Genomic DNA, 24,908 nt, shown 5'->3' with positions numbered 1-24,908 from the left:
GATGTCTGGCGCACGCGCTGCGTGTGGCGCGCCTCGCTCTCGCCTCTCGGATCGTTGGCGCAAACAGCTTGAACTCGGCCTTACACGTGGTTACCAGCCTGCGCTGGATTACCTGCTTGGGACCAGATCGCACCGCCAGGGTCCAGCTCCGTGTTGCGCATCTGCTCGGCACGCCAGCCAAATCCGCAGATGGCCAATGGCCCGTCCTGCAGCCCGTCGAGTCCGAGCACTTGTTCGATGTCGACCTCATTGATGGCAGAGGTGACAAACGCGCCCAAACCCAGATCGGTCGCACTGAGATAGACGGTCTGTGCGATATGCCCTACGTCCAGGATCATCGCGCGATAGGCCTTGGCGTGATTGCGATACTTCCAGAAGCTACGCAAGAAGCGTGGCGCCAGGATCATCAGCACCGGCGCATCGGCAAACCAGTGCTGCCCTGACAGGGCATTGCGCGCAACAGCAGCAAGCGGCTGCGCAGGCGATGGCAACCGTTGAAGCGCGTGCTCCAGCGGGCGATAGTGGTACAGCCCACTGTCCACTCCCTGCACACGCTGCACCAGCAGATAGGTTTCCGTGGGATGCAGACTCCCCCCGGAGGGAACCGGCTTCTTTAGAAACGCCGTGTCATGCCCCACCTCGACGCGCGCACGCGCCATGACGCTGCGCTCCAACATCTGCCCCAACAATTCGGCAGAGAGCAAACGTTGCGGGTCGAAATTGCGGCAGGTCACGCGGCGGGCCAACAGCGCATCAAAAGGCCCTGGCGTGGCACGCGGCAACGGGATTCGCTGGCCAGCGTCGCCACGGTCCACCACCTCTGGCGGAGGTGCGCCGAGACGCTCCACCATGCCTTCGGCCGTTGTCATGCCCTGTGCTTCCATCGTTGCCACGCTGTCTTCGCCTCGCCAGCGTGCAAAGCGATGCCACAGCGCGGCCAGAGGCCACCAGCGCTGCTGCTGGACCTGTTCGTCGTTGCTGCGGTGCTGTGCGTGCTCTGGCTGATCACTGATCACCAGGCCTTGCTTGATCAACTGATCAAGCGACTCGGGCAAGGATGGCAGCTGATCCACAGCGCACCAGCGCACGCTGCTCAATGTACTCAGCCACTCGCGATCGGCTGCGGCGATTTCGACCTCTGCATCCAGATGCGGCGCCAACGCAAAGCAACGGATGCGCCGACGCAGACCATCGCCTCCTGCGAGCAGCTGCGAGAGATCAAACACCGCAGCGTCGCGAAGTTCAAAAAATAGCGTGGCACAGCGACGTAGTTGCATGGGGATCTCTCAAGGACGCATGAGCACGGTCGATATTGTGTCAGCTCACTGGCGTTGCACCCACCCTCACCCTTCAGAACAGACCGATGACCGACCCAGCCAACAACGTCCATGCCCCGTTAGACGCAACCACCGCTGACAAGCTGCTTGAACTGCTTTCCAGTGACGACACCTTCCGTGACTGCTTTCGCTGCAATCCGGCACAAGCACTGGCCAAGATCGGCGCGTGTGGCGCGAGCGCGAACGACAGCGCACCGGTCGCAGGCGAGCCCTATTTCTGCATGACCACTCAACAGCTTGCATCGAAGGAAGACATCGCCCAGGCGCGTGCGGAACTGCAAAGCTACCTGACCGAAAAGACCAATCACACGGTCATCTTTGCCTTCGAATCGGAAAGTATCCGCTCCACCCTGCTGCGCAGGTAAGCAGGCAGACGCGTGACGGGCCAGGCGCGAACAAACGCCAGCGCCTGCTCGCGCGCCGCCTGGTTGCGGCCAAGCGCGTACAACGACTCGGCAACCCACAACTGGGCAAGACGCGCATCCGCAACGTTGAGCGGCTGCAATGTCTGCGATGCGTTGGCTTCGATGTAAGCGCGCCCGCGCTGTTGCGTGAGCCAACGCGCCTGAGCCAACGCCTCGGCATGCCGCCCCGCATCGCTCAAAAGCTTGTAGAGCGCAACACGGGACTGAAACAGATCGTCCTCGCGCGGCCGCAACTGTGCGATTGCCCCGTTGGTGTCGCCCGCAAGCGCGAGGTGCTGCGCTTCGACGATGGTACGCAGCTCGGCAAGCATCGGTGTCTCGTGTGCGAGTGCCGGTTCGATCGTTGCAAGCGCACGCGCGGTCAGGCCATCGTCGCCATGGCGCTGCGCCTGACTGGCAACGATCAGCACCATGGCTGCACTGTCCTGCAGGTTGGCCGCTGCCCAATCCTCGTTGACGACCGCAGTGGCCAGGCGATCGAGTGTTGGCCTCAACAGCGTCGCTGTTGCGCTGGAAGGCGTGGTCAACGCCTCGGTGGTCGCTGCGATGACCGAGAACTGGCGATGGTTGAAGTCATCGTGTTGTTGACTGTGCTGCAAGCCGCGCGCGATCGCCTTGCGTGCCGCGTCCCAATCCGCCTGATCGATCGCCACGCTGGTGCGGTCGATCAACGGGACCACATCATCATTGCTGTAGCCATTGCCCACGATCTGGTCGAGCACGCGCTGCGCGTCTGGGTAGCGTTCCAGCACCGCCAACGCGTTGGCTTGCCGCCGCAGCGGACCAGCGCGATCGGCGTCACCGGAGGTGGCAAAACGTTGCAGCGCCGCCTCCGGCTTTCCCTGGGCCAGCAAAATTCGGCCTACGCGGTCGGCGGCAATCGAACGCAACGGATCCTGCGGTACATCGGCAGCCTGCGCGTACGGCAGCGCTTCGGCAAAACGGTTGGCCTCGAAGAGATGCCACGATGCATTTGCAGTCCCGGCGAAGTTGTCCGGATACAGTGATGCCAGGGTTCTCCACAACGACAGCGCCTTGTCCGGCGCACGTAACTCTGCCGCCCAGGCGTCCAGATACAGCTGATCACGTTGCGGCAGGCGCTGTCGAAAGCGAATGGCCTTGTCGAGGTAGGGAAGCGCTCCCGTGCGGTCTGATATCGCCACCTTGATCCGGGCGGCGCCGAGATACGCCAATGCAAATTCCGGATCGATGGCGACGGCGCGATTGAACAGCTCCAGACCTTCGCGCCATTGACCTTTGACCGTGGCATCCACACCCAGTGCATAGGCGCGCAGCGCATCAAGACTTGCCGTGGTAACCGCCGGTAGCGGGACGGAGGTCTTGTCGATCGAGGCTACTACTTCGCCCAGGCCCTGACGCAATTTTCGCGTGAGCTGATCAACCGAAGAGAGCGCAGACGGCAGCCCATTTCCCTGCACGAATTCCGAGTACACCGTGGTCTGCGTGCGCGGGTCCACCAGCTCCACGCTCAGGCGCAGCTTGCCGCCGATCTCGGCAACGGTGGGCAGGATGACGGCGCTGGCGCCATCACGTATCGCAATCTCCGAGGCGATGGCGCGATCGACAACCACACGGTCCGGGTCGCGCTTCATGCGCGTCACCGTGTCACGCATTTTCATGTCGCTCAGCACATTGACGTAGCGCGACTGCTCCAGACTGATCCGCAGTGCCTGCTCCAATGAGTTGTCAAGCACCGTGTTGCCAGTCAGGTTCCGCAGATCCCCCACCACCACCCAGTCACGTTCGGCGAACGCAATTGCGGGCTCGGCGCGGGTGAAGAACCAGATCGCAACACACACCGTGGTCACCAATAGCGCCTCGGCAAGCAACGCCGCCGGCCGCCGCCACAACGGAATATCCCGCCATGCCTTGGCAGAACTCTTTGGCGCGCGCAGCGGCGTGAGGCCGACTTCGCCGACTTCGTAGATCTCCATCGGCGTGGGCATGCCTTTGAAGCGCCAGCGACCGTGGGATTTCCACAGCAGGCGCTCGCTGGGTGTGCCGAGTTCGCGGGCGGCGCGGTGGGTGAGTGATTCGGCCACCGCCGAGAGCAGGATTTGCCCGGGCCGGGCCATCGACATCAGGCGGGCCGCGGTGGGCTTGGCCAGGCCTTCCACTTCCAGCGGTTTGGCGCCGATGCTCACCGCTTCATCGCTGTTGCGCCAGGTGAGCACTTCGCCCACATGCAGGCCCTGGCGCGCACGCACGACCAGGTCGCGCGTCTCGCCCAGCAGCTTGAGGCCGCGCGCGTAGTCCAGCGCAAAGCCCAGGCCGTCGATCGGGCGATCGAACAACAGCAGCAAGCCGTCGGAGCGGTCGATCAATCGCCCGCGCCAATGCTGCTGCAGCTTGACCACCAGATGGTCGTGCTCGCGGAACAGTGCGGCGGCGGCGTTGTCGCCAATGCGTTCGACCAGCGCGGTGGAATCGCACAGGTCGGTCAACAACAGGGTGCGTAGACGCGGTGCCTGGATCGCTTCCGACGACGCCTCCTTGCGTGCGTGGCTGCGGATGGTCATCGTTTAGCTGTTGTCCAACGGCAATGCTTCATAGACGCACAGGCTGTTGCCGCCCTGGCGCTTGGCCTGGTACAGCGCAGTGTCCGCGCGCGTATACCAGTCGTTATAGGAGGTGCTGGCGTCGATGCTGCAGACGCCCACGCTCACCGAGCAACTGTGGCAGCCATCCGGGCTGCTGGCCTGGCGCGCCTGCACTGCGTTGACGATGCATTCGCCCATGTGCTGCACCAGCTCGATCGAACCTTGCGCCACCAGCACGCAGAATTCGTCGCCGCCGAGGCGGCAGACCAGGTCGCCTTCGGCGATCACCGAGCGCAGCGCGTGGGCAACGTTCTGCAGCACGCGGTCGCCGGCCAGGTGGCCGTACTCGTCGTTGATGTGCTTGAAGCGGTCGCAGTCGATCAGGATCAGGCCCACGCCCGGCGCGCCGCCACCGCGGCGACATTCCTGCAAATGCAGCGCAAGGCCGCGGCGGTTGTGCAGGCCGGTGAGCTCGTCGGTGCGGCTGAGTTCTTCGGTGTGGTTGAGCTGATGCGAGGTGACGTAGAGATTGTCCAGCGCCGCTTCCAGGTCGTGGTTGCGGCGGCGCAGCTGGCGGATCAGCAATTGCTCGTTATTGACCACGCGCACGATGGAGCGGCGCAGGAAATGCGCCACCATCGACGGGTCGTGATCGACCAGGCGCTGGAAATCGTCGTGTGCCAGTTCGATCAGGCGGCTGTCGACCGAAGCGCTGGCGCCGGCACTGCGGGCGTGGTCGCCGATCAGCAGGCCGAGCTCGCCAAAGAACTCGCCCGGGCCCAGATGCTTGAGCATCAGGTCTTCGCCGAAATCCAGGTCGATCTGGCCGGTGACCACGATGAACATCTGCGTGCCCACCGCGCCGCGTTCGAACAAGGCCTGGCCTGCGGCGATCTCGCGCATACGGCCGAAACGCGCGAAAAACGCGAGTTCTTCGGCGGTCATCAAGGCATGCAGCCCATCGGAGAGTGTTTTGGCAACGCTTCCAGTCGGTTCGACGGCGCCGTTGGAGGTATGGCAGGTCATCCAGATCCCTTAGGCCGACCTGCAGCGCCGGCCCGTCGTCGAATCGTACATGAGGGCTTTGTTCAGCACCAGATCACACTTGTTCTCACAGATAAAGAGACGAAATGACGGGTTTTCAGCGCAAAAAAAGGGTCCGGTTTCCCGGACCCTTCCCCCTCCCGGGGTCGGCAGGCTGGCGGCCCGCTGCAGGCTAAGCCGCCTTCTCGCCGTGAAACTGTGCTTCTTCGGTGGAGCCACGCAATGCGGTGGTCGAGGACTGCCCCTGCTGAATCGCCTGCGTCACTGCATCGAAGTAGCCGGTGCCCACTTCGCGCTGGTGCTTGACCGCAGTAAAGCCACGCTCTGCGGCCGCGAACTCGGCTTGCTGCAGCTCGACAAAGGCACTCATCTGGCTGCGCGCATAGCCGTGGGCGAGGTGGAACATACTGTAATTCAGCGCGTGGAAGCCGGCCAGGGTGATGAACTGGAACTTGTAGCCATAGCTGGCCAGTTCGGTCTGGAACCTGGCGATGGTGGCGTCGTCCAGATTCTTCTTCCAGTTGAAGCTGGGCGAGCAGTTATAGGCCAGCAGCTTGCCGGGGAACTTGGCATGGATGGCCTGCGCAAAGGCGCGGGCAAACTCCAGGTCCGGCTTGCCGGTTTCGCACCAGATCACATCCGCGTACGGCGCATAGGCCAGGCCGCGACTGATGGCCTGGTCCAGGCCGTTGCGGGTCTTGAAAAAGCCTTCCACAGTGCGCTCGCCGGTGGTGAAACCGCGGTCGTTGTCGTCCACGTCGCTGGTGATCAGGTCGGCGGCTTCGGCGTCGGTGCGTGCGATCAAGACGGTGGGCACGCCCAGCACATCGGCGGCCAGCCGCGCGGCATTCAATTTCTCGATCGCTTCGCGGGTCGGCACCAACACCTTGCCACCCATGTGTCCGCATTTTTTCACCGAGGCCAGCTGGTCCTCGAAATGCACGCCGGCTGCGCCAGCTTCGATCATCGCCTTCATCAGTTCGAAGGCATTGAGCACGCCACCGAAACCGGCTTCGGCATCGGCCACGATCGGCTGCAGGAAGTCGATCGCATCATCGCCTTCGGCATGGTGCAACTGATCGGCGCGCAGCAAGGTATTGTTGATGCGCTTGACCACCGCCGGCACCGAATCGGCCGGGTACAGCGATTGGTCCGGATACATCTGCCCGGCCAGATTGGCGTCGGCCGCCACCTGCCAACCGGAGAGATAGATCGCCTTCAAGCCGGCCTTGACCTGCTGCATCGCCTGGTTGCCGGTGAGCGCGCCCAAGGCGTTGACGAAGGGCGTGGCATGCAGCGATGTCCAGAGTTTGTCCGCGCCCAGCCGTGCCAGCGAATGCTCGACGTGCACGGTGCCGCGCAGGCGCACCACATCGGCGGCGGTGTAATTGCGGGTGATGCCGGCCCAGCGCGGGTGGGTGGCCCAGTCATGCTGAATCTGTTCGGCGGTCTGCAGCGGTGTGCTCATCGTGCGTCTCCTCGGGCAGGGATGGGGCAAATGCAGCGGTGTTGGGCGGTGTGATGTGGTGCGGTGCTGCGTGATTGCAGGCAAGGCGTTGCCATTGCGCGCAGCACGCAGCTGCAACGCGGGTGTTCTGGGGTGCATCGGTGTATGTGCACGCGCCTGCCGCAGCCGGCGCATGCACGCGGCGGTCAGTCGATCAGGCGATACGCTGGAACCGTGAGGAAGTCTGCCAATTCCTCGGCGCGGCTCAGTTGGTCGAGCAAGCCGATGGCCTCGGCGATACGTGCGCCGCCCGGCATGCCAGCAGTGGTGCCCAGGCGCGCCGGCAACTGCCGCAGAGTGGTGTCGAGCAGGTGTTGATCGATGGCGGTGCCGTCATCGAGATGGCGGCCGTGATGCAGCCATTGCCACAGTTGCGCGCGGCTGATTTCCGCAGTGGCCGCATCTTCCATCAGATTATGGATGGGCACGCAGCCATTGCCGTCCAGCCACGCGGCCAGGTAACGCACGCAGACCTCGACATTGCCCTCGAAACCGGCGCGGGTGATGCCGCCGGGCGGTGTGGCAACCAACATGCCGGAGGTGATCTGCACATCGTTGCGCAGCACATGGTGTTGATGCGCGGTGGGCATGTGCTCGTCGAACACCGCCATCGCCACCGGAATCAGTGCCGGGTGCGCCACCCAGGTGCCGTCATGGCCGGCACTGACCTCGCGCAGCTTGTCGGCACGCACGCGCGCCATGGCCTGTTCGTTGGCGGCCTCGTCGTGGTTGATTGGAATCTGCGCGGCCATGCCGCCCATTGCATGCGCGCCGCGACGATGGCAGGTCTTGATCAGCATTTCCGAATACGCCTTGAGAAACGGCTGGGTCATGGTGACCTGGCCACGCTCGGGCAGCACGCGGTCCGGATGTGCGCGAAAGGTTTTCAGGTACGAAAAGATGTAGTCCCAACGGCCGCAATTGAGCCCGACGATGCGTGCGCGCAAGGCGTGCAGGATCTCGTCCATCTCGAACACCGCCGGCAGCGTTTCGATCAGCACGGTGACCTTGATCTGCCCGTGCGGCAGGCCGAGCATCGCTTCGATATGCGCCAGCGCGGTCTCCCACAGCGCGGCTTCTTCCATGCTCTGCAACTTGGGCAGATACAGGTACGGGCCGCGGTCCTTGGCCATCAGCGTACGTGCGTTGTGGAAGGCGAACAGCGCCGCATCGAACAAGCCGCCGGCCATCGGCTGGCCATCGATCAACACGTGCTTCTCGTCCAGGTGCCAGCCACGCGGGCGCACGATCAGCACCGCACGTTCGTGTTCCGGACGCAGCGCGTAGTGCTTGCCGTTGGGCGCATCGAATGTGAGCTCGCCGCGCACCGCGGCCGCCAACGTGCGCTGCCCGATCAGCAGGTTGCGCCAGGTAGGCGCGGTGGAATCTTCGAAGTCGGCCATGAACACCTTGGCGCCGGAGTTCAGTGCGTTGATGACCATCTTCGGATCGGTGGGGCCGGTGATCTCGACCCGGCGGTCCTGCAGGGCGGCCGGCAGTTCGGCCACGCGCCAATCGCCGGCGCGGATGGCGCGGGTGTCGGTGCGGAAGTCGGGCAACTGGCCGGCGTCGAACGCGGCCTGGCGGCTGCGACGCTGCGCCAGCCGTTGCTGGCGGCCGGGCTCGATCGCCCGGTGCAGCGACACCAGCAGGGCCAGCGCGGCAGCGGGGAGCAGCTCGGCCTGACCCGCCAGCTGGGTGGTCAGCGACACGCCGGGGGTGGCACGGTCAGCGGCGGTGGGACGGGCGGAAGCGGCGGTGGCAGACATTGGGGGAATCCTGGTGTGATCCGGAGCTCCAACCTGCGCCTCGGCAATCTATTTGACAAAGCAGTTTTATCAATGCTGTAAATAAGCCTGACTTATAGTTAGGCGCAAACTCCTAAAGCCATGGCGCCAACCCCGCGGTTTTCCTACAAATCCGACCGCCTCAAGCCGCTGCGCGCGTTCTGCCAGACGGTGCGACTGGGCTCTGTCTCACGCGCCGCTGAGGCGCTATATGTGAGCCAGCCGGCGGTGACCCTGCAGTTGCAGGCGCTGGAGCGTGACCTGGGGGTGGCGCTGTTCGAACGCTCCGGCCGGCGGTTGGCGCCCAGCCGCGAAGGCCAGCTGCTGTACGACATGGCGCTGCCGCTGGTGGAAAGCCTGGACGGCCTAGAGGCCGCCTTCCGCGAGAAGGTGCGCGGGCTGGACGCCGGCGAACTCAACATCGCCGCCAACAGCTCCACCATCCTGTATCTGCTGCCGCGCATCGTGGAGAACTTCCGCGCGCGCCATCCGGACGTGCGCCTGACCCTGCACAACGCCATCAGCGCCGACGGCACCGACCTGCTGCGCGAAGACGCAGTGGATCTGGCGATCGGCTCGATGCTGGACGTGCCGGCCGACCTTCATTACGCGCCGGTCTACCGCTTCGAGCAGTTGCTGATCACCCCGCCCGACCACCCGCTGGCCAGACAGCGCACGGTCTCGCTGCAGGACCTGTCGCCGTATCCGTTGATCCTGCCGCCGCGCCGGCAGGTGACCTATCGCCTGGTCGATCTGGTCTTTCAGCAGGCGCGCGTGCCCTACACGGTGGCGTTGGAAGTCGGCGGCTGGGAGGTGATCAAGCAATACGTGGCGATGGGGATGGGCATTTCGATCGTCACCGCGATCTGCCTGACTGACGCCGACCGCGACAAACTCGCCGCCCGCTCGCTCAAGGACTATTTCCCCACCCGCAGCTACGGCGTGGTGGTGCGCAAGGGCAAATACCTCTCGCCGCAGGCACGCGCCTTTATCGAGCTGATCCAGCCGGACCTGTTCACCCCGCGCGGCTACGACGAGAGTGGTCACTCCGAGCGCTGAGCGCGCGCTACGCTGAGCTCTACGTCCACGCGCCATGCCCGCTACGATGACCGACCTTGTGAGCCGTTATGCCGAACGCGCCGCACCTGCCGCGTTGCGCGGACAACTGCTGTGCAGCTGGCGATTTCGCCAGGGTGCGGCGGCGGACGCGCCGGTGCGGGTGCTGCCTGACGCGCATGTCGACCTGATCTGGGATGGTGCGCAGCTGTTCGTGGCCGGGCCGGATCGCGCGGCCAACCTGGCCTGCGTGCCGGCCGGGCGCGTGCTCAGCGGTGTGCGCCTGGCGCCCGGGGCGGCCACGGCGGTGCTGGGCACCGCATTGCACACGCTCACCGACCAGCGCGTGGCATTGGACGCGTTGTGGGGCACCGCCGGGCTGGCCTGGCAGCACCGGCTCGAAGACGGCGCCGACCCCGTGCTGACGCTGCAGGCACTGTGTCAGCAGCACGCTGGCCGCAGCGACCCGACCATGGCCTGGCTGTTCGCACAGCTGGCGGCCGGCATGCCGATGCAGCTGGCCGCGCTCACCGCCACGCTGGGCATCAGCGAGCGTGCGCTGCGGCGGCGCTGCCAGACCGCCTTCGGTTATGGCGCCAAGACCCTGGAGCGGATTCTGCGGCTGCAGCGCTTTTTGGCCATTGCACACCGGCACCGCACCCTGACCGACGCCGCGCTGGCCGCAGGTTACGGCGATGCGCCGCACCTGGTACGCGATGCCCGCCAGTTGGCCGGGCTGGCGCCGCGCGAGCTGGTGCAGCAACACGCGCGGTGAGTTGGCCGTTTTCGCCAAGCCACAGGTGCGCGCGGCCGGCATGCTGGGGCCCTCGCCTTCGCAAGGACCCGCCGTGGACACCCAGCACCGTATCGACTATCTCGAATTCGCCGTCACCTCGATCGCCGCCGCCAAGGCCTTTTACGGCGAGGCCTTCGCGTGGACCTTTCAGGACTACGGCCCCGACTACTGCGAGTTCCGCGATGGCCGGCTCAGCGGTGGATTCTTCCACGGCACGCCGCAGCCCGGCGGCGCCCTGGTGGTGCTGGCCTCCGATGACCTGGCACAGAGCCAGGCGCGCATCGAAGCCGCCGGCGGGCAGATCACCCGGCCGGTGTTCGCCTTTCCCGGCGGGCGGCGCTTCCACTTCACCGATCCGCACGGTTATGCGCTGGCGGTGTGGTCGAAGGACTAGCGGCGACTGCGGGGCCGCTCGGCCTGCAGGCCGCTTCGCTGGAAGCGCGTGACCCGCAGGTCGTGGGCGGCACAGCTGGGCGTCTCCAGGAGTTGGGGCGCCAACCCGACGGCAGGCAGCACGGCTTGCATGCGTACGTGCCGACTGACGCAGGTCATCTGTAGCGGCTTGCGCGCGTGCCCGCCATCCAAGAGCCAACGCCCGGCACGCGCAATGCGCACTCACTGACGCGCGTACACGCCCAGGAACATGTCCACCGCCGACGCCGCGACCTGCGCCTGTTCTTCCGGCGACAGGGCCGGCTGGCCCAGGGCCAGCTGCGGCCAGAACGCAAAGCCCTTCACCAGGGCCTGCAATTGCTGTGCGGCAAAGGCCGGGTCCACTGCCACCAGCCGGCCGTCGGCCAGCGCGGCGCGCACCCAGGTGGTGGTGCCTTCCTCCTTGCTGCCCAGCTGCGCGAGCAGTTCGCGTGCCCGCGCCGGCGAGTGGATGCCCTCGGCAATCGCCACGCGGGAGAGGTCGATGAAGGCCGGGTCTTCCAGCAGCCGCAGCTTCTGCTGCAGCAACTCCAGCAGCTGCGGCCGCAATGGCTGGCCGGGCTGATACGCCAGGCTCACCGCCTCGGCACTGCGCTGCCATAGCCCGCGCAGGATCTCGCCGAACAGCGTGTCCTTGCTGGGGAAATGGTTGTAAACCGTGCGCTTGGAGACGCCAGCGGTGGCCGCGATGCGGTCCATGCTGGTCGCCTCGAAGCCCTGCTGGCGGAACTCGGCGATCGCCGCTTCCAGGATCGCGTGACGCTTGCGGTCGGTCAGCCGCTGCGGCGCAGCGAAAGTGGACGAGTGAATGGACATGCGCTGATTTTACACCGGGCAGTTTACTTTCACGTCGCGGAAACTACACTGTGCAGTGTAATCACTTCCCCGCCGACGGATTCCGCCCGTGACCCCCCCTTCTTCCGCTTATGCCGCTTCGCCGCAGTTCCGCAATGGCCGGTTTCGCAACGCCCAGCCCACGCTGACCACCTCGCTGCGCCTGGGCGAGCAGCTGCGGTTGCTGTGGACGTTCTTCTTCGACAAGCCACGCGACACCGTACCGTCCACACCACCGCCGGTGTTGCCGCTGACTCGCGCGCAGCTGCTCGCCGCGCCGGACCGCAGCCTGTACCGGCTTGGCCACTCCACCGTGTTGCTGAAGCTGGCCGGCGGTTTCTGGCTCACCGACCCGGTGTTCGCCAAGCGCGCCTCGCCGTTTTCCTTCGCCGGCCCCAAACGCTTCCATGCCCCGCCGATTGCACTGGCCGACCTGCCGCCGCTGGCCGGGGTGATCCTGTCGCACAACCACTACGACCACCTGGACCGCGCCACCATCCGCGCACTGGCCGACCGCGTTGGCGTTTTCGTCGCGCCGCTGGGCGTGGGCGATTTACTGGTACGTTGGGGCGTGGACCCGGCCAAGGTGCGGCAGCTGGACTGGTGGGACTCGCTCAACGTGGACGGTGTGCAGCTCACCGCCACGCCATCGCAGCGCTTTTCCGGGCGCGGGTTGTTCGATAGCGGCCGCTCGCTGTGGTGCTCGTGGGTGATCCAGCACGAGGAGCTGCGGGTGTTCTTCAGCGGCGACGGTGGCTACGCGCCGCACTTCAAGACCATCGGTGAGCAGCTCGGCCCGTTCGATGTGGCGCTGATCGAAAACGGCGCCTACGACCAGCAGTGGCCGCATGTGCACATGCAACCGGAGCAGAGCCTGCAGGCGTATCTGGACGTGGGCGGGCAGACGCTGCTGCCGATCCACAACGGCACCTTCGATCTGGCCATGCATGCGTGGCAGGAGCCGCTGGACCGCATCGTGGCGTTGGCCGATAGCGCTGGCGTCGCATTGGTCACGCCGTGCATGGGCGAGCGGGTGGATCTGCAGGCGCCGGCCAACCGCGTGCGTTGGTGGCGGCAGGATGCGGCGGCACAAGCGTCGGATGGGTTAGTGGCGACACGGTAACTGGCCTGAGGCATGCCGATGCGTGCCATCACGTTTTGATGGCGCACCTCGCACGCGGATGCGGGCGTCACCCGTCGCCGCGTGACGCCTTCACCAACCCTGCCATGGGAAGCAGCGCACCCGACCTTGGCGCCCACACCTCCGGGGGATTCGGGTGCAGCGACGTCGGTTCCGCTATCCGGCAAAGATGTCCCCTGTAGAGTGGTTCAATCCCTGAACAATGCGATCCGCAGTTTGATCTTTCATCGGCAACGGTTTCGTCGCGTGCTTGAACTCGGTGCTCTTTTCGAGCCATGGCGACCACGCCGCCCCTCGACAATGCGCCCAGCTCAGGGCTGCGAGGCGATCGCATTACTCGGCACCGGCCATTGATCGATGCCGCCACTGCATCAAGCGCCAGGAGAAATCTGATGAAACCTGCTGCATCTGCCAATCCGCTCAGTCGCACTGGCTCAGCGTCGAGTGCGCACATCCATGAGATCGAAAAAGAAGCGTCCCAGGATGCCTCGCCCAGCCATTCGGATGCCCAGCCCGGTGGCCCATTGACCAAGCTATCCAGCCGCCCCAACAAGCGCGGCAAGGAGACCGCAGACGCCACTGCGGACCCATCTCATACGGCTAGCCACCTGGACGCGGTTGGTCTGCAGATTTCGCAGCCTGTAATGCCGTCGCATCCTGGCGGAGCGTCGCTGGTGCGACTCAAAGAGAAACTGGCTGCCGACAACCGGCGCCCGGTCGAGCCGCAGCTGGCCGCCGAACTCATCAACAAGATCAGGCCGATGAAACTGCCGGACACCACCGGCGTGCACGAACGCGCAGCGACACACACAGATTTGTTGAACCGCATCCACGAAACGGATGCGATGGCTTGGTACAAGGCGCAGGGATTGAGCGAAGTCGAAGTTTCCGATTTGCGACGTACCGCGTTGCTGTCCGGCATGCCCAATCCCACCGGTAGTTTTCTAAACAATGCGATGCAGTACATCGTCTCGCCCTGGATCAACTACGCAACCCGTCAGCCCTGGGCAGGCGCAGGATTCGGCTTTGCGACAGCGGCCATCGCCGCACCGATGAATGCGGCCCAGCAGTCGGCAGTGGTCAGCCTGTGCGAATCCATCCGCGAGCATGGCGGTCACGTCATCGTGCCGGACAAGAATCAGATCAACGACAAGCATTGGCTACCGGACCTTGCGAAGGCGCTGGAAAGGCATGTTGCCGAATTCAGCGGGTGCTTAGACAGTTTCAGACAACTCAAGCGCGCCGCAGACCAGACCCCCACCGCACTGCCAACTCACGCCCTTATCGCCGCTGCCCACCAATTGCTGCAAGCCGAAGCGCGCCTGCATCAGGCGCAGCACGACTTTGTCATGACCCAGGGCGCGCACGACCGGCAATGGATGGGCAATCGCTGGCAGGCCGTCCCGCGCATCCTGCGTTCGCCTCTGGCGGGCACGCTGGGCTTGCTCAGCAAGACAGGCGCAATGCGGGCACTGTCGCCGACCGCGCAGACTGTCGGTGCCCTGCTGATGACATCTGCGCAACATGTGGCCGCCGGATTCGACGAACAGGCAAAACAGGATTACAACAACAAGCTCAATCTGCTGTACGCCGATGTACTGACCGAAGCGGGCAAGTCGAAACTTGCACGTGGCGAGGCAGTTTCGGCAGAGGAGATCGATCAGGGCAAGCTGCGCAAACTGATTCAGTCGCCCACGCAGGCTCTAGTAAAACGCGTCATCAACGGACTGGTGTCGATGGAAAAAGCGCTCAACGCGGAGGTGCAGGCATCGCGTTCGCCGCAGGGAACGGCAGACGCCGACGACCTGGATCTGGAATCGGGCCATGGCGCCGGCCCGGCGAAGACGCTGAAATTGCTGAGGCAGGATCTGCAAGCCTTGCGCGAAGGCAAGTTGGACGAACTCGAGCCGGACGGCGTCGCTGCGGCGGTACTGCTGGGTGCCGAGAAGTCTGTGGTGTCGGACCAACTGATCAGCGATATCGCCAAGAAGTACACCTCGCGCGAGTTCTCCGCACAGACCGCCCAACGCATTGGCCAGATGTTCCATCTAGGCGTGCTGGGTAGCGCGGCGTCCTCGGTGATCGGCAAGGCCAGCTCCGCGGCGCAGGGAGGAACGCGCAACGTGCCGACCGCACAGACCCTGGCGATCTCCGCCCTGTCGGGAGGCATGGCTGCGGTCGGCGCGCTGAATCAGCACACCGCCATCACCGTCAAGAACAATCGCCGCGAGGGCGACACCGACATCGGATTGAAGCAGCAAGTCTTGCGCGGCGTGATGGGGGGCGCCAACGAAGCGCTGTCACAGCGTCGGGCGACCAAGGCGAGCCTAAAGATCAATGAGCTGCTGCAGGGCAACGATGTGGAACGGTTGTTGGGTCAGGCCAAGGCGCTCACACCACCGCCCGGTGCCACGTCCTCCGCAGCGCAGGGCGCGCCGTCGCTGACCCTGCCGCAGGCGGTGGAGCGGCTGCGTCCGGGAGCAGCGTCCACATCGCAGTCGCACGAAGTGATCGTGCAGATCGGGGACGATCAGGCGCCGCAACCGGCATGATGCGGCACCGACCGCGGCGCATCAAAAGCGACGCAACAAAAACGGGATGGCCGCAAGGCCATCCCGTTTCGATCATCGCCTGCATCCGCGTGCGTCGTGCACGCGGGTGTCTCACTCCGTCAAACCACGATTCTCCAGCAGCGCCTTGACGCCGGGATCCTTGCCGCGGAAGTCGCGGTACAGCGTGGCAAGGTCCACGGTGTTGCCGCGTGAGAGGATCTTGGCGCGGAAGATGTCGCCGTTCTTGCGGGTCAGGCCGCCGTTTTCCTTGAACCACTCGAATGCGTCGTCATCGAGCACTTCCGACCAGAAATAGGCGTAGTAGCCGGCCGAATAACCGCCGCCCCAGATGTGGTCGAAATAGGTGCTGCGATAGCGCGGCGGGACTTCGGCAAGATCGACCTTGAAGCGCTTCAAGGCATCGGCCTCGAACTTGCTCACGTCCTGCAGCGGTGCATCGGCCGGCTGGGTGTGCCAGGCCAGGTCGAGCAATGCCGCCGACAGGTACTCGGTGGTGGCGTAGCCGCTGTTGAAGGTCTTGGCCTTCTTGATCTTCTCCACCAGGGCATCGGGCATCGCCGCGCCGGTCTGGTAGTGCTTGGCGTAGTTGGCGAAGACCTTCGGGTCCGAGGCCCAGTGCTCGTTGAACTGCGAGGGGAACTCGACAAAGTCACGCGAGGTGCTGGTGCCGGCGATCGAAGGGTACTTCACCTTGGAGAACATGCCATGCAGTGCGTGACCGAACTCATGGAACAAGGTGGTGACGTCATCAAAGCTCAGCAGCGCCGGCTGGCCCGCGGCGGGCTTGGTGAAGTTGCACACGTTGTAGACCACCGGCTTGGTGCCGGTCAGCCCGTCCTGCTCCACGAACACATCCATCCAGGCGCCACCGGACTTGCTGTCGCGCTTGAAGTAGTCGGTGTAGAACAGCGCCATCGAGGTGCCGTCCGCATCGAACACTTCGTACACCTTCATGTCCGCGTGATAGGTCGGGATGTCGGTGCGCTGCTTGAAGGTGATGCCATACAGCTGCGTGGCCGCGTAGAAAACGCCGTTCTGCAGCACGTTGTCCAGTTCGAAATACGGCTTGATCTGCGATTCGTCCAGGTCGTACTTGGCCTTGCGCACCTGCTCGGCGTAGAAGTCCCAATCCGCCGCAGCGAGCTTGAAGCCGCCCTGCTGCGCATCGATGACCTTCTGCATCTCGCCCACTTCGCGGCGCGCCTTGGCGGTCGCCGCCGGCACGGTGTCGGTCAACAGCTTGAGCGCGGCCTCCGGCGTCTTGGCCATCTGGTCGCCCAGGCTGTAGGCGGCGTAGCTGTCGAAGCCGAGCAGCTTGGCTTTTTGCGCGCGCAGCTGCGCCAGCCGCTGGATGGTCTGGCGGGTGTCGTTGGCGTCGCCCTGTTCGGCACGGGTTTGCGAGGCTTTCATCACCTGCGCGCGCAGGTCATGGTCCTTCAGCGAAGCCAGCACCGGCTGCTGGGTGGTGTTCTGCAGGGTCAGCAGATACTTGCCATCGAGCTTGCGCGCCTTGGCGGCATCGGCGGCGGCGGCGATGTCGCCCTCGCTCAAGCCATCGAGCTTGGCCTTGTCGTCGACCACCACGGCGGCGGCAGCCGAGGCAGCCACCAGCTTGGTATGGAACTGCGTGGAGAGCGTGGTCTCCTCCACGTTGAGCTTGCGCAAGGTGGTCTTGTCGGCGTCGGACAGCTGCGCACCGGCGCGCACCAGCTCTTCGTAATGGCGTTCGACCAGGCGCTTCTGTTCCGGCTCCAGGCTGAGCGTGTCGCGTTGGTCGTAGATCGCCTTGACGCGTGCGAACAGCTTGGGATCCAGATTGATCTCGTCCTGGTGCGCGGCCAACTTGGGCGCCACCTCTTCCTGGATTTTCTGGCGGGCGTCGCTGGTATCGGCCTGCACCAGGCCAAAGAAAATGCGCGAGACGCGGGTGAGCGTTTCGCCGCTGCGCTCCATCGCCTCGATGGTGTTGTCGAAGTTGGCCGGCTCGGGGTTGTCGGCAATCTTGCGCACGTCCGCCAGATGCTGGCGCATGCCTTCTTCGAACGCAGGCAGGTAATCGCTGTCCTGGATCTTGTCGAACGGCGGCGCCTGGAACGGCAGCGTGCTGGCGGTCAGCAGCGGGTTCGGCGCGGCATCCGGGGTCTGGGTGGTAGCGGTCTTCTCGGGCACGGTGGTGGACTCCTTACCGGACGAATCTTTTCCAGAACAAGCAGCCAGTGCCAGGGTGATGGCAGCGGCCAGAACGACGGTACGCGACATGGCGTGTAATTCCTGAGTGGGTAACAGCAGCCGGCCACGCTAGCGGGTTTCGTCGCGTGTGGCATGTGCCGTTGGATTGGATGGATGAACGCAGTGGGGCTGCGAGATCGCGTGCCGTCCAGGCGCCATCGCCTGGGCCGCCGCTGCGTCGTCATGCGCGCCGGATGTGGTAGTGGGCTGGCACGCGCCAGTCTTCAACGCGCTACCGGGCAAGCGCAGCAGCGTTACAGCGCCTCGTCCTTGAAGATCGCCACATGCGCAGTGCCATCGGCACCGATCCAGCCGCGGTACATGCCCTCGGTATTGAACGGAAATGCGGCATTGCCCTGCGCATCCAGCGCAATTGCGCCACCGTCGCCGCCGGCCTTGGGAATCTGCTGATCGATGACTGCCTCGGCCGCCTGTTGCAGCGATTGCCCGGCATATTTCATACGCGCGCAGATGTCGTAGGCGGCCACCGCACGTATATAGAACTCGCCCCAGCCGGTGCCGGACACCGCGCACTGGGTGTTGGCATAGGTACCGGCGCCGATGATCGGCGCGTCGCCCACGCGGCCGTAGCGCTTGTTGGTCATGCCGCCGGTGGAGGTACCGGCGGCCAGATGGCCGTCGCGGTCCAGCGCCAATGCGCCCACGGTACCGAAGTGCTTGGCGGTTTCCAGGTCGAGTGCGGCCTGCGCCTGGCGGTCGCCGGCTTCGGCCTTGCGCGCTTTCTGCAGCTGTTGCCAGCGTTTTTCGGTACGGAAATAGCTGGGATCGACCAGCGCGATGCCCCACTCGCGCGCGAACTGCTCGGCACCATCACCCACCAGCATCACATGCTTGGAGCGGTCCATGACACTGCGCGCCAACAGGATGGGGTTCTTGACCGTGTGCACGCCGGCAATCGCGCCGGCCTTGCCGCTGGCGCCATCCATGATCGCGGCATCGAGTTCGTTCTTGCCATCGTGGGTGAACACCGCACCGCGCCCGGCGTTGAACTGCGGCGCATCCTCCAGCACGGTGATGGTGGCGGCCACCGCATCCACCGCACTGCCGCCGCGCGTCAAGACCGCATGGCCGGCACGCAGCGCGCGCTGCATCGCCTCGCGTGCCTGCGCTTGTTCCTCCGGCGACAGGCTGGATTTCTCCACACCGGCGCCGCCGTGGATCACCAGCATGGGCGTGGCGGCCCACACCGGGCCGGTGGCCCACAGCAGCAACGACAGGCACAACACGCGGGCAGATGACATTGGCGTTCCTCGCAAGGCGTGGCCGGCGATCGCCACCACGCAAACAGGGGATGGTGGGCTCAGAGCGTATCGCGATGCTTGCCGCGCCATGGGCGGTACCAGGTGCGCACGGCGGCGATATCGGCGGCCATGTCGGTGCCGGTCCAGAACGGCTCGCCGATGCCCACGGTCTTGCTGGGGTAATCGAAATACACCGGCAGGATCGGCACCTTGGCATCGGAGGCGATCTTCCAGAACCCCGCCTTCCAGTTTTCGACGCGCTTGCGCGTGCCTTCCGGGGTGATCACGTACCACATCTGTTCGGAGTTGCGGATCAACCGCACCGCCTGGCCAATGGTGCCTTGCGGCGAGCTGCGGTCCAGCGGGATGGCGCCGAGCTTGCGCAGCAGCGGCCCCAGCGGCCACCAGAACAGCTGCGCCTTGCCCAGCACGCGCACATCGAAGCCGAGCGCGAACTTGGCCGCAAAGCCGAGAAAACCGTCCCAGTTGGAGGAGTGCGGGGCGACGATCATTACGAGCTTGGGCTCGTCTGGCAGCCGGCCGACCAGCCGCCAGCCGGTCAACCGCAGCGCGGTGCGGCCGAGCCAACGGCCGAAGCGGCCATGCGCACGCGGCATGCGTGGTGGTGAGGGTTGCAACAGGATGTTGGCCTGCGTTACCGGCGGCAACGACGGGTCAGTATCACTCACGCTTACTCCCAGTGGGACGCAGAGCGTCCACGTTTGATCTGGCTACGCTCACGCTTGGCATCCAGCCGCCGTAGCTTGGCACCATGGCTCGGTTTGGTGGCCACGCGGCGCTTGGGCACCGACAGGCATGCATTGATGATCTCGGCCAGCCGCTCTCGCGCATCTTCGCGGTTACGGTCCTGGGTGCGGAACCGCTGCGCATCGATCACCAGCACGCCATCGGCGGTCATGCGGCGATCGCGCCGCGACAGCAGGCGCGCGCGCAACGGTTCCGGCAGCGACGGCGAGCCGGCCACATCGAAGCGCAGCTCCACCGCCGTCGACACCTTGTTGACGTTCTGCCCGCCGGCGCCGCTCGCGCGCACGAAGCGCTCGACGATCTCGCCGGGCGGGATCGCCAGGTTGGGGGTGATCTGGATGGGTTCACTGGCCATGCGCCGGATTGTATCGGGACGGGCGTGGACGCGCGCGCGAACGCCGGCGTCATCCCGTATGCTGCGGCCGGTCCCCCGACTGCAGGATGCTCCGATGACACCCACCGCTTTCATTTCGGCCAGCCGCCACGCCCGCCGCCTGCTGGTGCTGCTGGTGCTGGCCCTTGCCGCACCGATGGCCTGGGCCCAGGCGCCCAGCGATGCCGACGTCAACCGGCTGCTGGCCGCTTCGCGCGCGCAGACCATGCTCGACACCATGCTGCCGCAGATCGAAGCGATGCAGCAGCAGCAATTCGCCCAGCTCACCGCGCAGCGCCAGCTCGATGCCGACCAGCAGGCGCAGCTGCAGCGCATCCAGGACCGTACCCGCCAGACCGTGCGCAAGGCGCTGTCGTGGTCGGAGCTGCGCCCGATGTACGTGGACCTGTACAAGCGCTCGTTCTCGCGCGAGGACGTGATTGCCATGGCCGAGTTCTACGAGAGCTCGGCCGGCCAGAGCCTGCTGGACAAGACCCCGGCACTGACCCAGAACCTGATGGGCGCCATCCAGCAGAAGATGCTGCCGCTGTTTACCGATCTGCAGAAAGATCTGGAAAAGATCGTCAATGAGCCGGCGGCGGCGCAGAAGCCCTGAAGAACTGGGATTGGGGAATCGGGATTGGGGATTCGTAACAGCGTGATCCCTGCGGCGAATGCCGATGCGGATGAGCATGCGGATGCGGATGCCAGGTCGATCGCGTTGACGATTCCGCGGTGCCCCAGCTTTCCTTTAGTGGGAGAAGTCTGCTCCATCTCCTCTCCACCGGGAGAGGGAGTTGGGGTGAAGGCGGTAAGCGGCGAGCAGCACGTGCATCCAAACTCCGCCAGGCTTCGCTCGCGCCCTCATCCGCCCCCGGGGCACCTTCTCCCGAGGGGAGAAGGAACAGTCAAGCACCTCTCCGCCGGGAGAGGGAGTTGGGGTGAAGGCGGTAAGCGGCGAAGCAGCACGTGCATCCAAGCTCCACCAGGCTTCGCTCGCACCCTCATCGGCCCCTACGGGGCACCTTCTCCCGAGGGGAGAAGCAACAGTCAAGCCCCTCTCCACCGGGAGAGGGAGTTGGGGTGAAGGCGGTAAGCGGCGAGCAGCACGTGCATCCAAACTCCGCCAGGCTTCGCTCGCGCCCTCATCCGCCCCCGGGGCACCTTCTCCCGAGGGGAGAAGGAACAGTCAAGCACCTCTCCGCCGGGAGAGGGAGTTGGGGTGAAGGCGGTAAGCGGCGAAGCAGCACGTGCATCCAAACTCCGCCAGGCTTCGCTCGCACCCTCATCCGCCCCTACGGGGCACCTTCTCCCGAGGGGAGAAGGAACAGTCAAGCCACTCTCCCGTCGGGAGAGGGGTTGGGGTGAGGGTACGGCTGCCTAGAGACGTTGCCGTTCGACGTTGAGGCACGGACAGATCAATGACCACGCCGCATCACTGCACGTGTGTCGTGCCGCCTTGCAACCCCGCCACGTCCCACCCGAACAACGCACACGCTTTCGCAAACTCCACATCCAGCGGCGCCACCACGCTGATGCGCCTGCCATCGGCAGGATGCGGGAAGCCCAGGCGTTCGGCATGCAGCAACATGCGGTGGATGCCGAGCATGCGGAAGCTGCGGTTGTGGCGGCCATCGCCATGGCTGGTGTCGCCGATCATGTGATGCGACAGGTGCTTGAGATGCCGGCGGATCTGGCGAAACCGCCCGGTCCGCGGCTGGCAGCGCAGCAAGGCATAACGCGAGGTGGCAAAGCCGGTGGACGGGATCTCCAGCTCGCCGGTGGCCAGGCGCTGGAAATGGGTCACCGCCGGCTTCTTGACCGGTTTGCCCGGGCCGCCATCCAGATCGTGGTCGACGATGAAGCGCTCCTCGGCGGGCCAGCCGCGGCAGATGGCCAGATAATCCTTCTCTACCTCGCCGGCCATCAAGGCCTTGCCTAGCGTGCTGGCGGTGTCGCGATCGAAGGCCAGCAACAGGCAGCCGCTGGTGGCGCGGTCGAGCCGGTGCACCAGAAAGATCGGGCGGCCCAGCTGCACGCGCAGACGGTCCGCAAGAAAATCGTCTTCCCCGCGCGCCAGCTTGCTGTCGTGGACCATCAGGCCCGCGGGTTTGTCGACAACGGCCAGGACGGCGTCCTGGTAGAGAATCTGCAATGGATCAGGGGATGTGCTCACCGGCGGATTATCCGCATCGCCGACAGCGCATGCCACTGCGTTGCCGCGCCACGACTCAAGGGCCGCGCTGGGGCCCGCTGCAGGCACTGCCGAAATGCAGCCGAATGCAGCGGGCCACCTATCGCAATGTGTCAGCGGCGCAGCCAGGCGATCAGCAAGGCTGCCGAGCCGGCGCCGCCGCTGATCCAGCTCCACACCGGCACCGTGCCCAGATACCAGCCGTCCGGATGCAGGCCATACAACACGGCGGCGACCACCAGCAGCCCGCTGCCGGTGATGGCGGTGACCACGCGGGTCTGCAGCTTGCGCAGGCTCAGATCCAGCGCACGCAATTCGCTCGAGCGGATGTCCAGCTGGTGCCTGCCTTCCACCTGCTGCTTCAACCAGCTATGCACCAGGCGCGGCATGTCCGGCGCGTGGGTCATGATCTCCGGCAGGCGCTTGCGCAACTCGCCCAGCACGCGGCGCGGGCTGTAACGCTCGCGCAGGATGCGTTCGAGCACCGGCCGCGCCACGGCCCAGATGTCGAGTTTGGGATCGAGCTGGCGGCCCACGCCTTCGATGTTGAGCAGCGTCTTCTGCAGCAGGATCAGCTGCGGCTGCAGCGTCAATTCATAGCGCTGCGCCACGCGGAACAACTTGATCAATACCTCGGCCAGCGAGATCTCCGACAACGGCCGGGTGAAGTACGGCTCGCACACCGAACGCGCGGCCGCTTCCAGCTCGTCGATACGCACGTTGGACGGCATCCAGCCCGCCTCCACGTGCAGCTCGGCCATGCGGCGGTAATCCTTGTGGAAGATCGCCATGAAGTTCTCGGCCAGGTAGTACTGATCTTCCTGCGAGAGCTGGCCCATGATGCCGAAATCCAGCGCAATGAAGCGCGGATTGAGGCGCCGCTCCGGGTCCGAATCGACCCAGATGTTGCCGGCGTGCGCATCGGCGTGGAAGAAGTTGTCGCGGAAGACCTGCGTGTAGAACACGCGCACGCCCTTGGCGGCCAGCGCCTTGCGGTCGATGCCGGCGGCGTCGAGCTTGGCCACGTCATCGGACGGGATGCCGTACACGCGCTCCAGCGTGAGCGCACGCTCGGCGGTGTGCGACCAGATCACCTCCGGCACGTACAGATCGTCCGAGCCTTCCCAGAACCGCCGCAACACGCTGGCGTTGGCGCCTTCGCGCTGCAGATCCAGTTCGGCCGACAACGTGCCTTCGATCTCGGCCACCACTTCGCGCGGGCGGATCTTGTCGGCGCGCGGATGGGTGCGTTCGACCAGCGTGGCCAGCGAATGCAGCAGCGCGATGTCGGCGTCGATCTGGCGCTCGATGTCCGGGCGCAGCACCTTGACCACCACTTCGCGGCGCACACCATTGGCATCGGGCGGCAAGGTGGCCGCGTGCACCTGCGCGATCGAGGCCGACGCCAGCGGCGTGGTATCGAAGGCGGCAAACGCCACGCTCACCGGCAGCCCCAGCGCGCGCTCCACGATCAGGCGCGCGGCCTCGCCGTCGAACGGCTTGACCCGGTCCTGCAGCAAGGTGAGTTCTTCGGCCACGTCCGGCGGAATCAGGTCGCGGCGGGTGGACAAAATCTGCCCGAACTTGACGAAGATCGGGCCCAGTTCCTGCAGCGCCAGCCGCAGCCGCGCACCGCGCGATTGCGCGGCGATTTCGGCACTGGCGCGCGGCACGAACGGCTTGGCCAGGCGCAACCAGCGCTCGGCCGGGGTGCCTTCCAGCAGCGCGTCCAGCCGATAGCGCAGGATCACCCGGCCGATGCGGCTTGCCCGCAGGATCGCCTTCATGGCGTGCCTCCAGCCGCAGACAGGCGATTGATGCGCGCAGCCAGGCGTTCGACAGCGTCGCGCAGCTCATCCACGTCGTCGTGGAAGGCCTCCAGTTCGGCGCGCGGCACCACGTCGCGCGATTCTTCGGTGACGAATTCGGCTGCGCTCTGCGCCAGGTCGGTCGCGCTGCGGCGGGCCTGCTGCAAGGCGCTGCGCACGGCGCTGGCGATCTGCACGCCCAGGATCTCGCCGAACACCGCCACGAACGGCAACTGCCAGTCCGGATCGAAACGCCCGGCCAGTTGCTGCAGCTGGCGCGCCAGCTCGGCATCGCCGGAGACCTTGAGCCGGCCGGCCGGCGCACCGCTGCGGCGGGCATTGGCCAAAAACGGCAGCTGCCCGAGCAAGCCGGCCAGGCTGCTGCGCACCGCCAGATCCGGCTCCTGGATGGCATCCACCGGGCCCACCAGCAGCCGCCGCTCGTGCACGCGGATCTGCAGCGCCAGCGCGGGCGCCTCCAGGGTCAGTGCGATGCGCTGGCCTTCCAGCGGCAGCAGGGCATCGCGGGTATCCGGGTCCAGCGCCAGCGCGCGGTTGAGCGCGGCCTGCAGGGCCTGGCCGGCGAGCGGCTTGAGTGAGTTGAAGAGTGATCCGGGCATGGGCGCATTCTACCGTCCCTGCATGTCGCAACCGCTTGACGGGCGCGGGCCGGGCCATTGCATCGGCGGGCAGGTGCATGTGCCACGGCTCGGGCAGGCACCCGGCGCTTCCGTTAGGCACCGCGCCGGCGGCATCCTGTGCCCCTTCCGTGGAGCAATGA

Annotated in this window: 20 protein-coding genes; 7 read left to right on the top strand and 13 right to left on the bottom strand. The window is 65.6% G+C overall.

Annotated elements, in window-relative coordinates; all coding sequences use genetic code 11:
• Positions 1–80: 80 nt before the first annotated feature.
• Positions 81–1,277, bottom strand: a complete 1,197-nt coding sequence (locus ACCQ09_RS01280; protein ID WP_019237145.1) for a putative peptide maturation dehydrogenase — start codon at positions 1,275–1,277, stop codon at positions 81–83.
• Positions 1,278–1,363: 86 nt separating this feature from the next.
• Here ACCQ09_RS01280 and ACCQ09_RS01275 point away from each other — a divergent pair, with 86 nt between their 5' ends.
• A complete protein-coding gene (locus ACCQ09_RS01275; RefSeq protein ID WP_016944685.1) occupies positions 1,364–1,702 on the top strand; it encodes an NHLP-related RiPP peptide in 339 nt (112 codons plus the stop codon).
• Here ACCQ09_RS01275 and ACCQ09_RS01270 read toward each other — a convergent pair.
• The 4 genes from ACCQ09_RS01270 to aceB form a co-directional block, all read right to left on the bottom strand.
• Positions 1,642–4,302 (bottom strand): putative peptide modification system cyclase, encoded by a 2,661-nt coding sequence (locus tag ACCQ09_RS01270; RefSeq protein WP_011035495.1) that lies wholly within the window; start codon positions 4,300–4,302, stop codon positions 1,642–1,644. The two genes, ACCQ09_RS01275 and ACCQ09_RS01270, sit on opposite strands and share 61 nt — an antisense overlap.
• Positions 4,303–4,305: 3 nt before the next feature.
• Positions 4,306–5,349 carry a GGDEF domain-containing protein gene (locus tag ACCQ09_RS01265; protein ID WP_011035494.1) on the bottom strand — a complete coding sequence of 348 codons (1,044 nt, stop codon included), beginning with the start codon at positions 5,347–5,349 and terminating at the stop codon, positions 4,306–4,308.
• 190 nt (positions 5,350–5,539) lie between these two features.
• Entirely contained in the window at positions 5,540–6,835 is a 1,296-nt protein-coding gene (gene aceA, locus ACCQ09_RS01260) for an isocitrate lyase (RefSeq protein WP_040940374.1), read from the bottom strand.
• Between the two features lie 185 nt (positions 6,836–7,020).
• The gene (gene aceB / locus ACCQ09_RS01255) at positions 7,021–8,643 is read right to left on the bottom strand and encodes a malate synthase A (RefSeq protein ID WP_040940373.1); all 1,623 of its coding nucleotides are present in this window, start codon (positions 8,641–8,643) and stop codon (positions 7,021–7,023) included.
• A gap of 120 nt (positions 8,644–8,763) precedes the next feature.
• Here aceB and ACCQ09_RS01250 point away from each other — a divergent pair, with 120 nt between their 5' ends.
• Genes ACCQ09_RS01250 through ACCQ09_RS01240 form a run of 3 tightly spaced genes read left to right on the top strand, consistent with a single transcriptional unit; the run spans position 8,764 to position 10,907 of the window.
• A complete protein-coding gene (locus tag ACCQ09_RS01250) occupies positions 8,764–9,720 on the top strand; it encodes a LysR family transcriptional regulator (RefSeq protein WP_012437041.1) in 957 nt (318 codons plus the stop codon).
• A gap of 46 nt (positions 9,721–9,766) precedes the next feature.
• Entirely contained in the window at positions 9,767–10,492 is a 726-nt protein-coding gene (locus ACCQ09_RS01245; RefSeq protein ID WP_016944687.1) for a helix-turn-helix domain-containing protein, read from the top strand.
• A gap of 40 nt (positions 10,493–10,532) precedes the next feature.
• Positions 10,533–10,907 carry a VOC family protein gene (locus ACCQ09_RS01240; RefSeq protein WP_043877860.1) on the top strand — a complete coding sequence of 125 codons (375 nt, stop codon included), beginning with the start codon at positions 10,533–10,535 and terminating at the stop codon, positions 10,905–10,907.
• Between the two features lie 221 nt (positions 10,908–11,128).
• On the opposite strand, the gene ACCQ09_RS01235 is transcribed toward ACCQ09_RS01240, so the two are convergent.
• Positions 11,129–11,761, bottom strand: a complete 633-nt coding sequence (locus ACCQ09_RS01235) for a TetR/AcrR family transcriptional regulator (protein WP_011035488.1) — start codon at positions 11,759–11,761, stop codon at positions 11,129–11,131.
• Positions 11,762–11,849: 88 nt separating this feature from the next.
• On the opposite strand from ACCQ09_RS01235, the gene ACCQ09_RS01230 reads away from it, so the two are divergent.
• Both ACCQ09_RS01230 and xopN read left to right on the top strand, forming a co-directional pair.
• On the top strand, positions 11,850–12,902 hold the full coding sequence (locus ACCQ09_RS01230; protein WP_228428190.1) for an MBL fold metallo-hydrolase: 1,053 nt from the start codon (positions 11,850–11,852) through the stop codon (positions 12,900–12,902).
• A 410-nt stretch (positions 12,903–13,312) separates the two neighbouring features.
• On the top strand, positions 13,313–15,472 hold the full coding sequence (gene xopN, locus ACCQ09_RS01225; protein WP_040940371.1) for a type III secretion system effector XopN: 2,160 nt from the start codon (positions 13,313–13,315) through the stop codon (positions 15,470–15,472).
• A 111-nt stretch (positions 15,473–15,583) separates the two neighbouring features.
• Here the strand turns inward: xopN and dcp are convergent, their stop codons facing one another.
• The 4 genes from dcp to arfB all read right to left on the bottom strand — a co-directional run bounded on the left by dcp (position 15,584) and on the right by arfB (position 20,107).
• Positions 15,584–17,752: a peptidyl-dipeptidase Dcp gene (gene dcp, locus ACCQ09_RS01220; protein WP_040940370.1), complete on the bottom strand. Its 2,169-nt coding sequence runs from the start codon at positions 17,750–17,752 to the stop codon at positions 15,584–15,586.
• A 224-nt stretch (positions 17,753–17,976) separates the two neighbouring features.
• Entirely contained in the window at positions 17,977–18,984 is a 1,008-nt protein-coding gene (locus tag ACCQ09_RS01215) for an isoaspartyl peptidase/L-asparaginase family protein (RefSeq protein WP_040940369.1), read from the bottom strand.
• Positions 18,985–19,043: 59 nt separating this feature from the next.
• Positions 19,044–19,673 carry a lysophosphatidylcholine acyltransferase gene (locus ACCQ09_RS01210; RefSeq protein WP_011035483.1) on the bottom strand — a complete coding sequence of 210 codons (630 nt, stop codon included), beginning with the start codon at positions 19,671–19,673 and terminating at the stop codon, positions 19,044–19,046.
• A gap of 2 nt (positions 19,674–19,675) precedes the next feature.
• Complete coding sequence (arfB, locus tag ACCQ09_RS01205) at positions 19,676–20,107, bottom strand: alternative ribosome rescue aminoacyl-tRNA hydrolase ArfB (RefSeq protein ID WP_011035482.1); 432 nt, start codon at positions 20,105–20,107, stop codon at positions 19,676–19,678.
• Between the two features lie 58 nt (positions 20,108–20,165).
• Here arfB and ACCQ09_RS01200 point away from each other — a divergent pair, with 58 nt between their 5' ends.
• On the top strand, positions 20,166–20,741 hold the full coding sequence (locus ACCQ09_RS01200; RefSeq protein ID WP_040940368.1) for a DUF2059 domain-containing protein: 576 nt from the start codon (positions 20,166–20,168) through the stop codon (positions 20,739–20,741).
• 819 nt (positions 20,742–21,560) lie between these two features.
• On the opposite strand, the gene ACCQ09_RS01195 is transcribed toward ACCQ09_RS01200, so the two are convergent.
• Genes ACCQ09_RS01195 through ACCQ09_RS01185 form a run of 3 tightly spaced genes read right to left on the bottom strand, consistent with a single transcriptional unit; the run spans position 21,561 to position 24,747 of the window.
• Complete coding sequence (locus ACCQ09_RS01195) at positions 21,561–22,397, bottom strand: pseudouridine synthase (RefSeq protein ID WP_228428196.1); 837 nt, start codon at positions 22,395–22,397, stop codon at positions 21,561–21,563.
• 35 nt (positions 22,398–22,432) lie between these two features.
• Positions 22,433–24,106: a ubiquinone biosynthesis regulatory protein kinase UbiB gene (gene ubiB / locus ACCQ09_RS01190; RefSeq protein ID WP_040940367.1), complete on the bottom strand. Its 1,674-nt coding sequence runs from the start codon at positions 24,104–24,106 to the stop codon at positions 22,433–22,435.
• Positions 24,103–24,747, bottom strand: a complete 645-nt coding sequence (locus tag ACCQ09_RS01185) for a ubiquinone biosynthesis accessory factor UbiJ (protein ID WP_040940366.1) — start codon at positions 24,745–24,747, stop codon at positions 24,103–24,105. The genes ubiB and ACCQ09_RS01185 overlap by 4 nt, the downstream gene beginning before the upstream one ends.
• Positions 24,748–24,908: the final 161 nt, after the last annotated feature.

Origin of the sequence: Xanthomonas sp. NCPPB 2586 (genome assembly GCF_041475775.2) — a bacterium.
GTDB classification, from domain to species: Bacteria; Pseudomonadota; Gammaproteobacteria; order Xanthomonadales; family Xanthomonadaceae; genus Xanthomonas; species Xanthomonas campestris.
Note: the sequence above shows the minus strand (reverse complement) of the source record. Positions and strands in the feature narration are given on the sequence as shown.

Bases quoted from the DNA above. Each gene is read 5' to 3' on its own strand.
- ACCQ09_RS01280 (WP_019237145.1), bottom strand. From the start codon at position 1,277: ATGCAACTACGTCGCTGTGCCACGCTATTTTTTGAACTTCGCGACGCT.
- ACCQ09_RS01275 (WP_016944685.1), top strand. From the start codon at position 1,364: ATGACCGACCCAGCCAACAACGTCCATGCCCCGTTAGACGCAACCACC.
- ACCQ09_RS01270 (WP_011035495.1), bottom strand. From the start codon at position 4,302: ATGACCATCCGCAGCCACGCACGCAAGGAGGCGTCGTCGGAAGCGATC.
- ACCQ09_RS01265 (WP_011035494.1), bottom strand. From the start codon at position 5,349: ATGACCTGCCATACCTCCAACGGCGCCGTCGAACCGACTGGAAGCGTT.
- aceA (WP_040940374.1), bottom strand. From the start codon at position 6,835: ATGAGCACACCGCTGCAGACCGCCGAACAGATTCAGCATGACTGGGCC.
- aceB (WP_040940373.1), bottom strand. From the start codon at position 8,643: ATGTCTGCCACCGCCGCTTCCGCCCGTCCCACCGCCGCTGACCGTGCC.
- ACCQ09_RS01250 (WP_012437041.1), top strand. From the start codon at position 8,764: ATGGCGCCAACCCCGCGGTTTTCCTACAAATCCGACCGCCTCAAGCCG.
- ACCQ09_RS01245 (WP_016944687.1), top strand. From the start codon at position 9,767: ATGACCGACCTTGTGAGCCGTTATGCCGAACGCGCCGCACCTGCCGCG.
- ACCQ09_RS01240 (WP_043877860.1), top strand. From the start codon at position 10,533: ATGCTGGGGCCCTCGCCTTCGCAAGGACCCGCCGTGGACACCCAGCAC.
- ACCQ09_RS01235 (WP_011035488.1), bottom strand. From the start codon at position 11,761: ATGTCCATTCACTCGTCCACTTTCGCTGCGCCGCAGCGGCTGACCGAC.
- xopN (WP_040940371.1), top strand. From the start codon at position 13,313: ATGAAACCTGCTGCATCTGCCAATCCGCTCAGTCGCACTGGCTCAGCG.
- dcp (WP_040940370.1), bottom strand. From the start codon at position 17,752: ATGTCGCGTACCGTCGTTCTGGCCGCTGCCATCACCCTGGCACTGGCT.
- ACCQ09_RS01215 (WP_040940369.1), bottom strand. From the start codon at position 18,984: ATGTCATCTGCCCGCGTGTTGTGCCTGTCGTTGCTGCTGTGGGCCACC.
- arfB (WP_011035482.1), bottom strand. From the start codon at position 20,107: ATGGCCAGTGAACCCATCCAGATCACCCCCAACCTGGCGATCCCGCCC.
- ACCQ09_RS01200 (WP_040940368.1), top strand. From the start codon at position 20,166: ATGCTGCGGCCGGTCCCCCGACTGCAGGATGCTCCGATGACACCCACC.
- ubiB (WP_040940367.1), bottom strand. From the start codon at position 24,106: ATGAAGGCGATCCTGCGGGCAAGCCGCATCGGCCGGGTGATCCTGCGC.
- ACCQ09_RS01185 (WP_040940366.1), bottom strand. From the start codon at position 24,747: ATGCCCGGATCACTCTTCAACTCACTCAAGCCGCTCGCCGGCCAGGCC.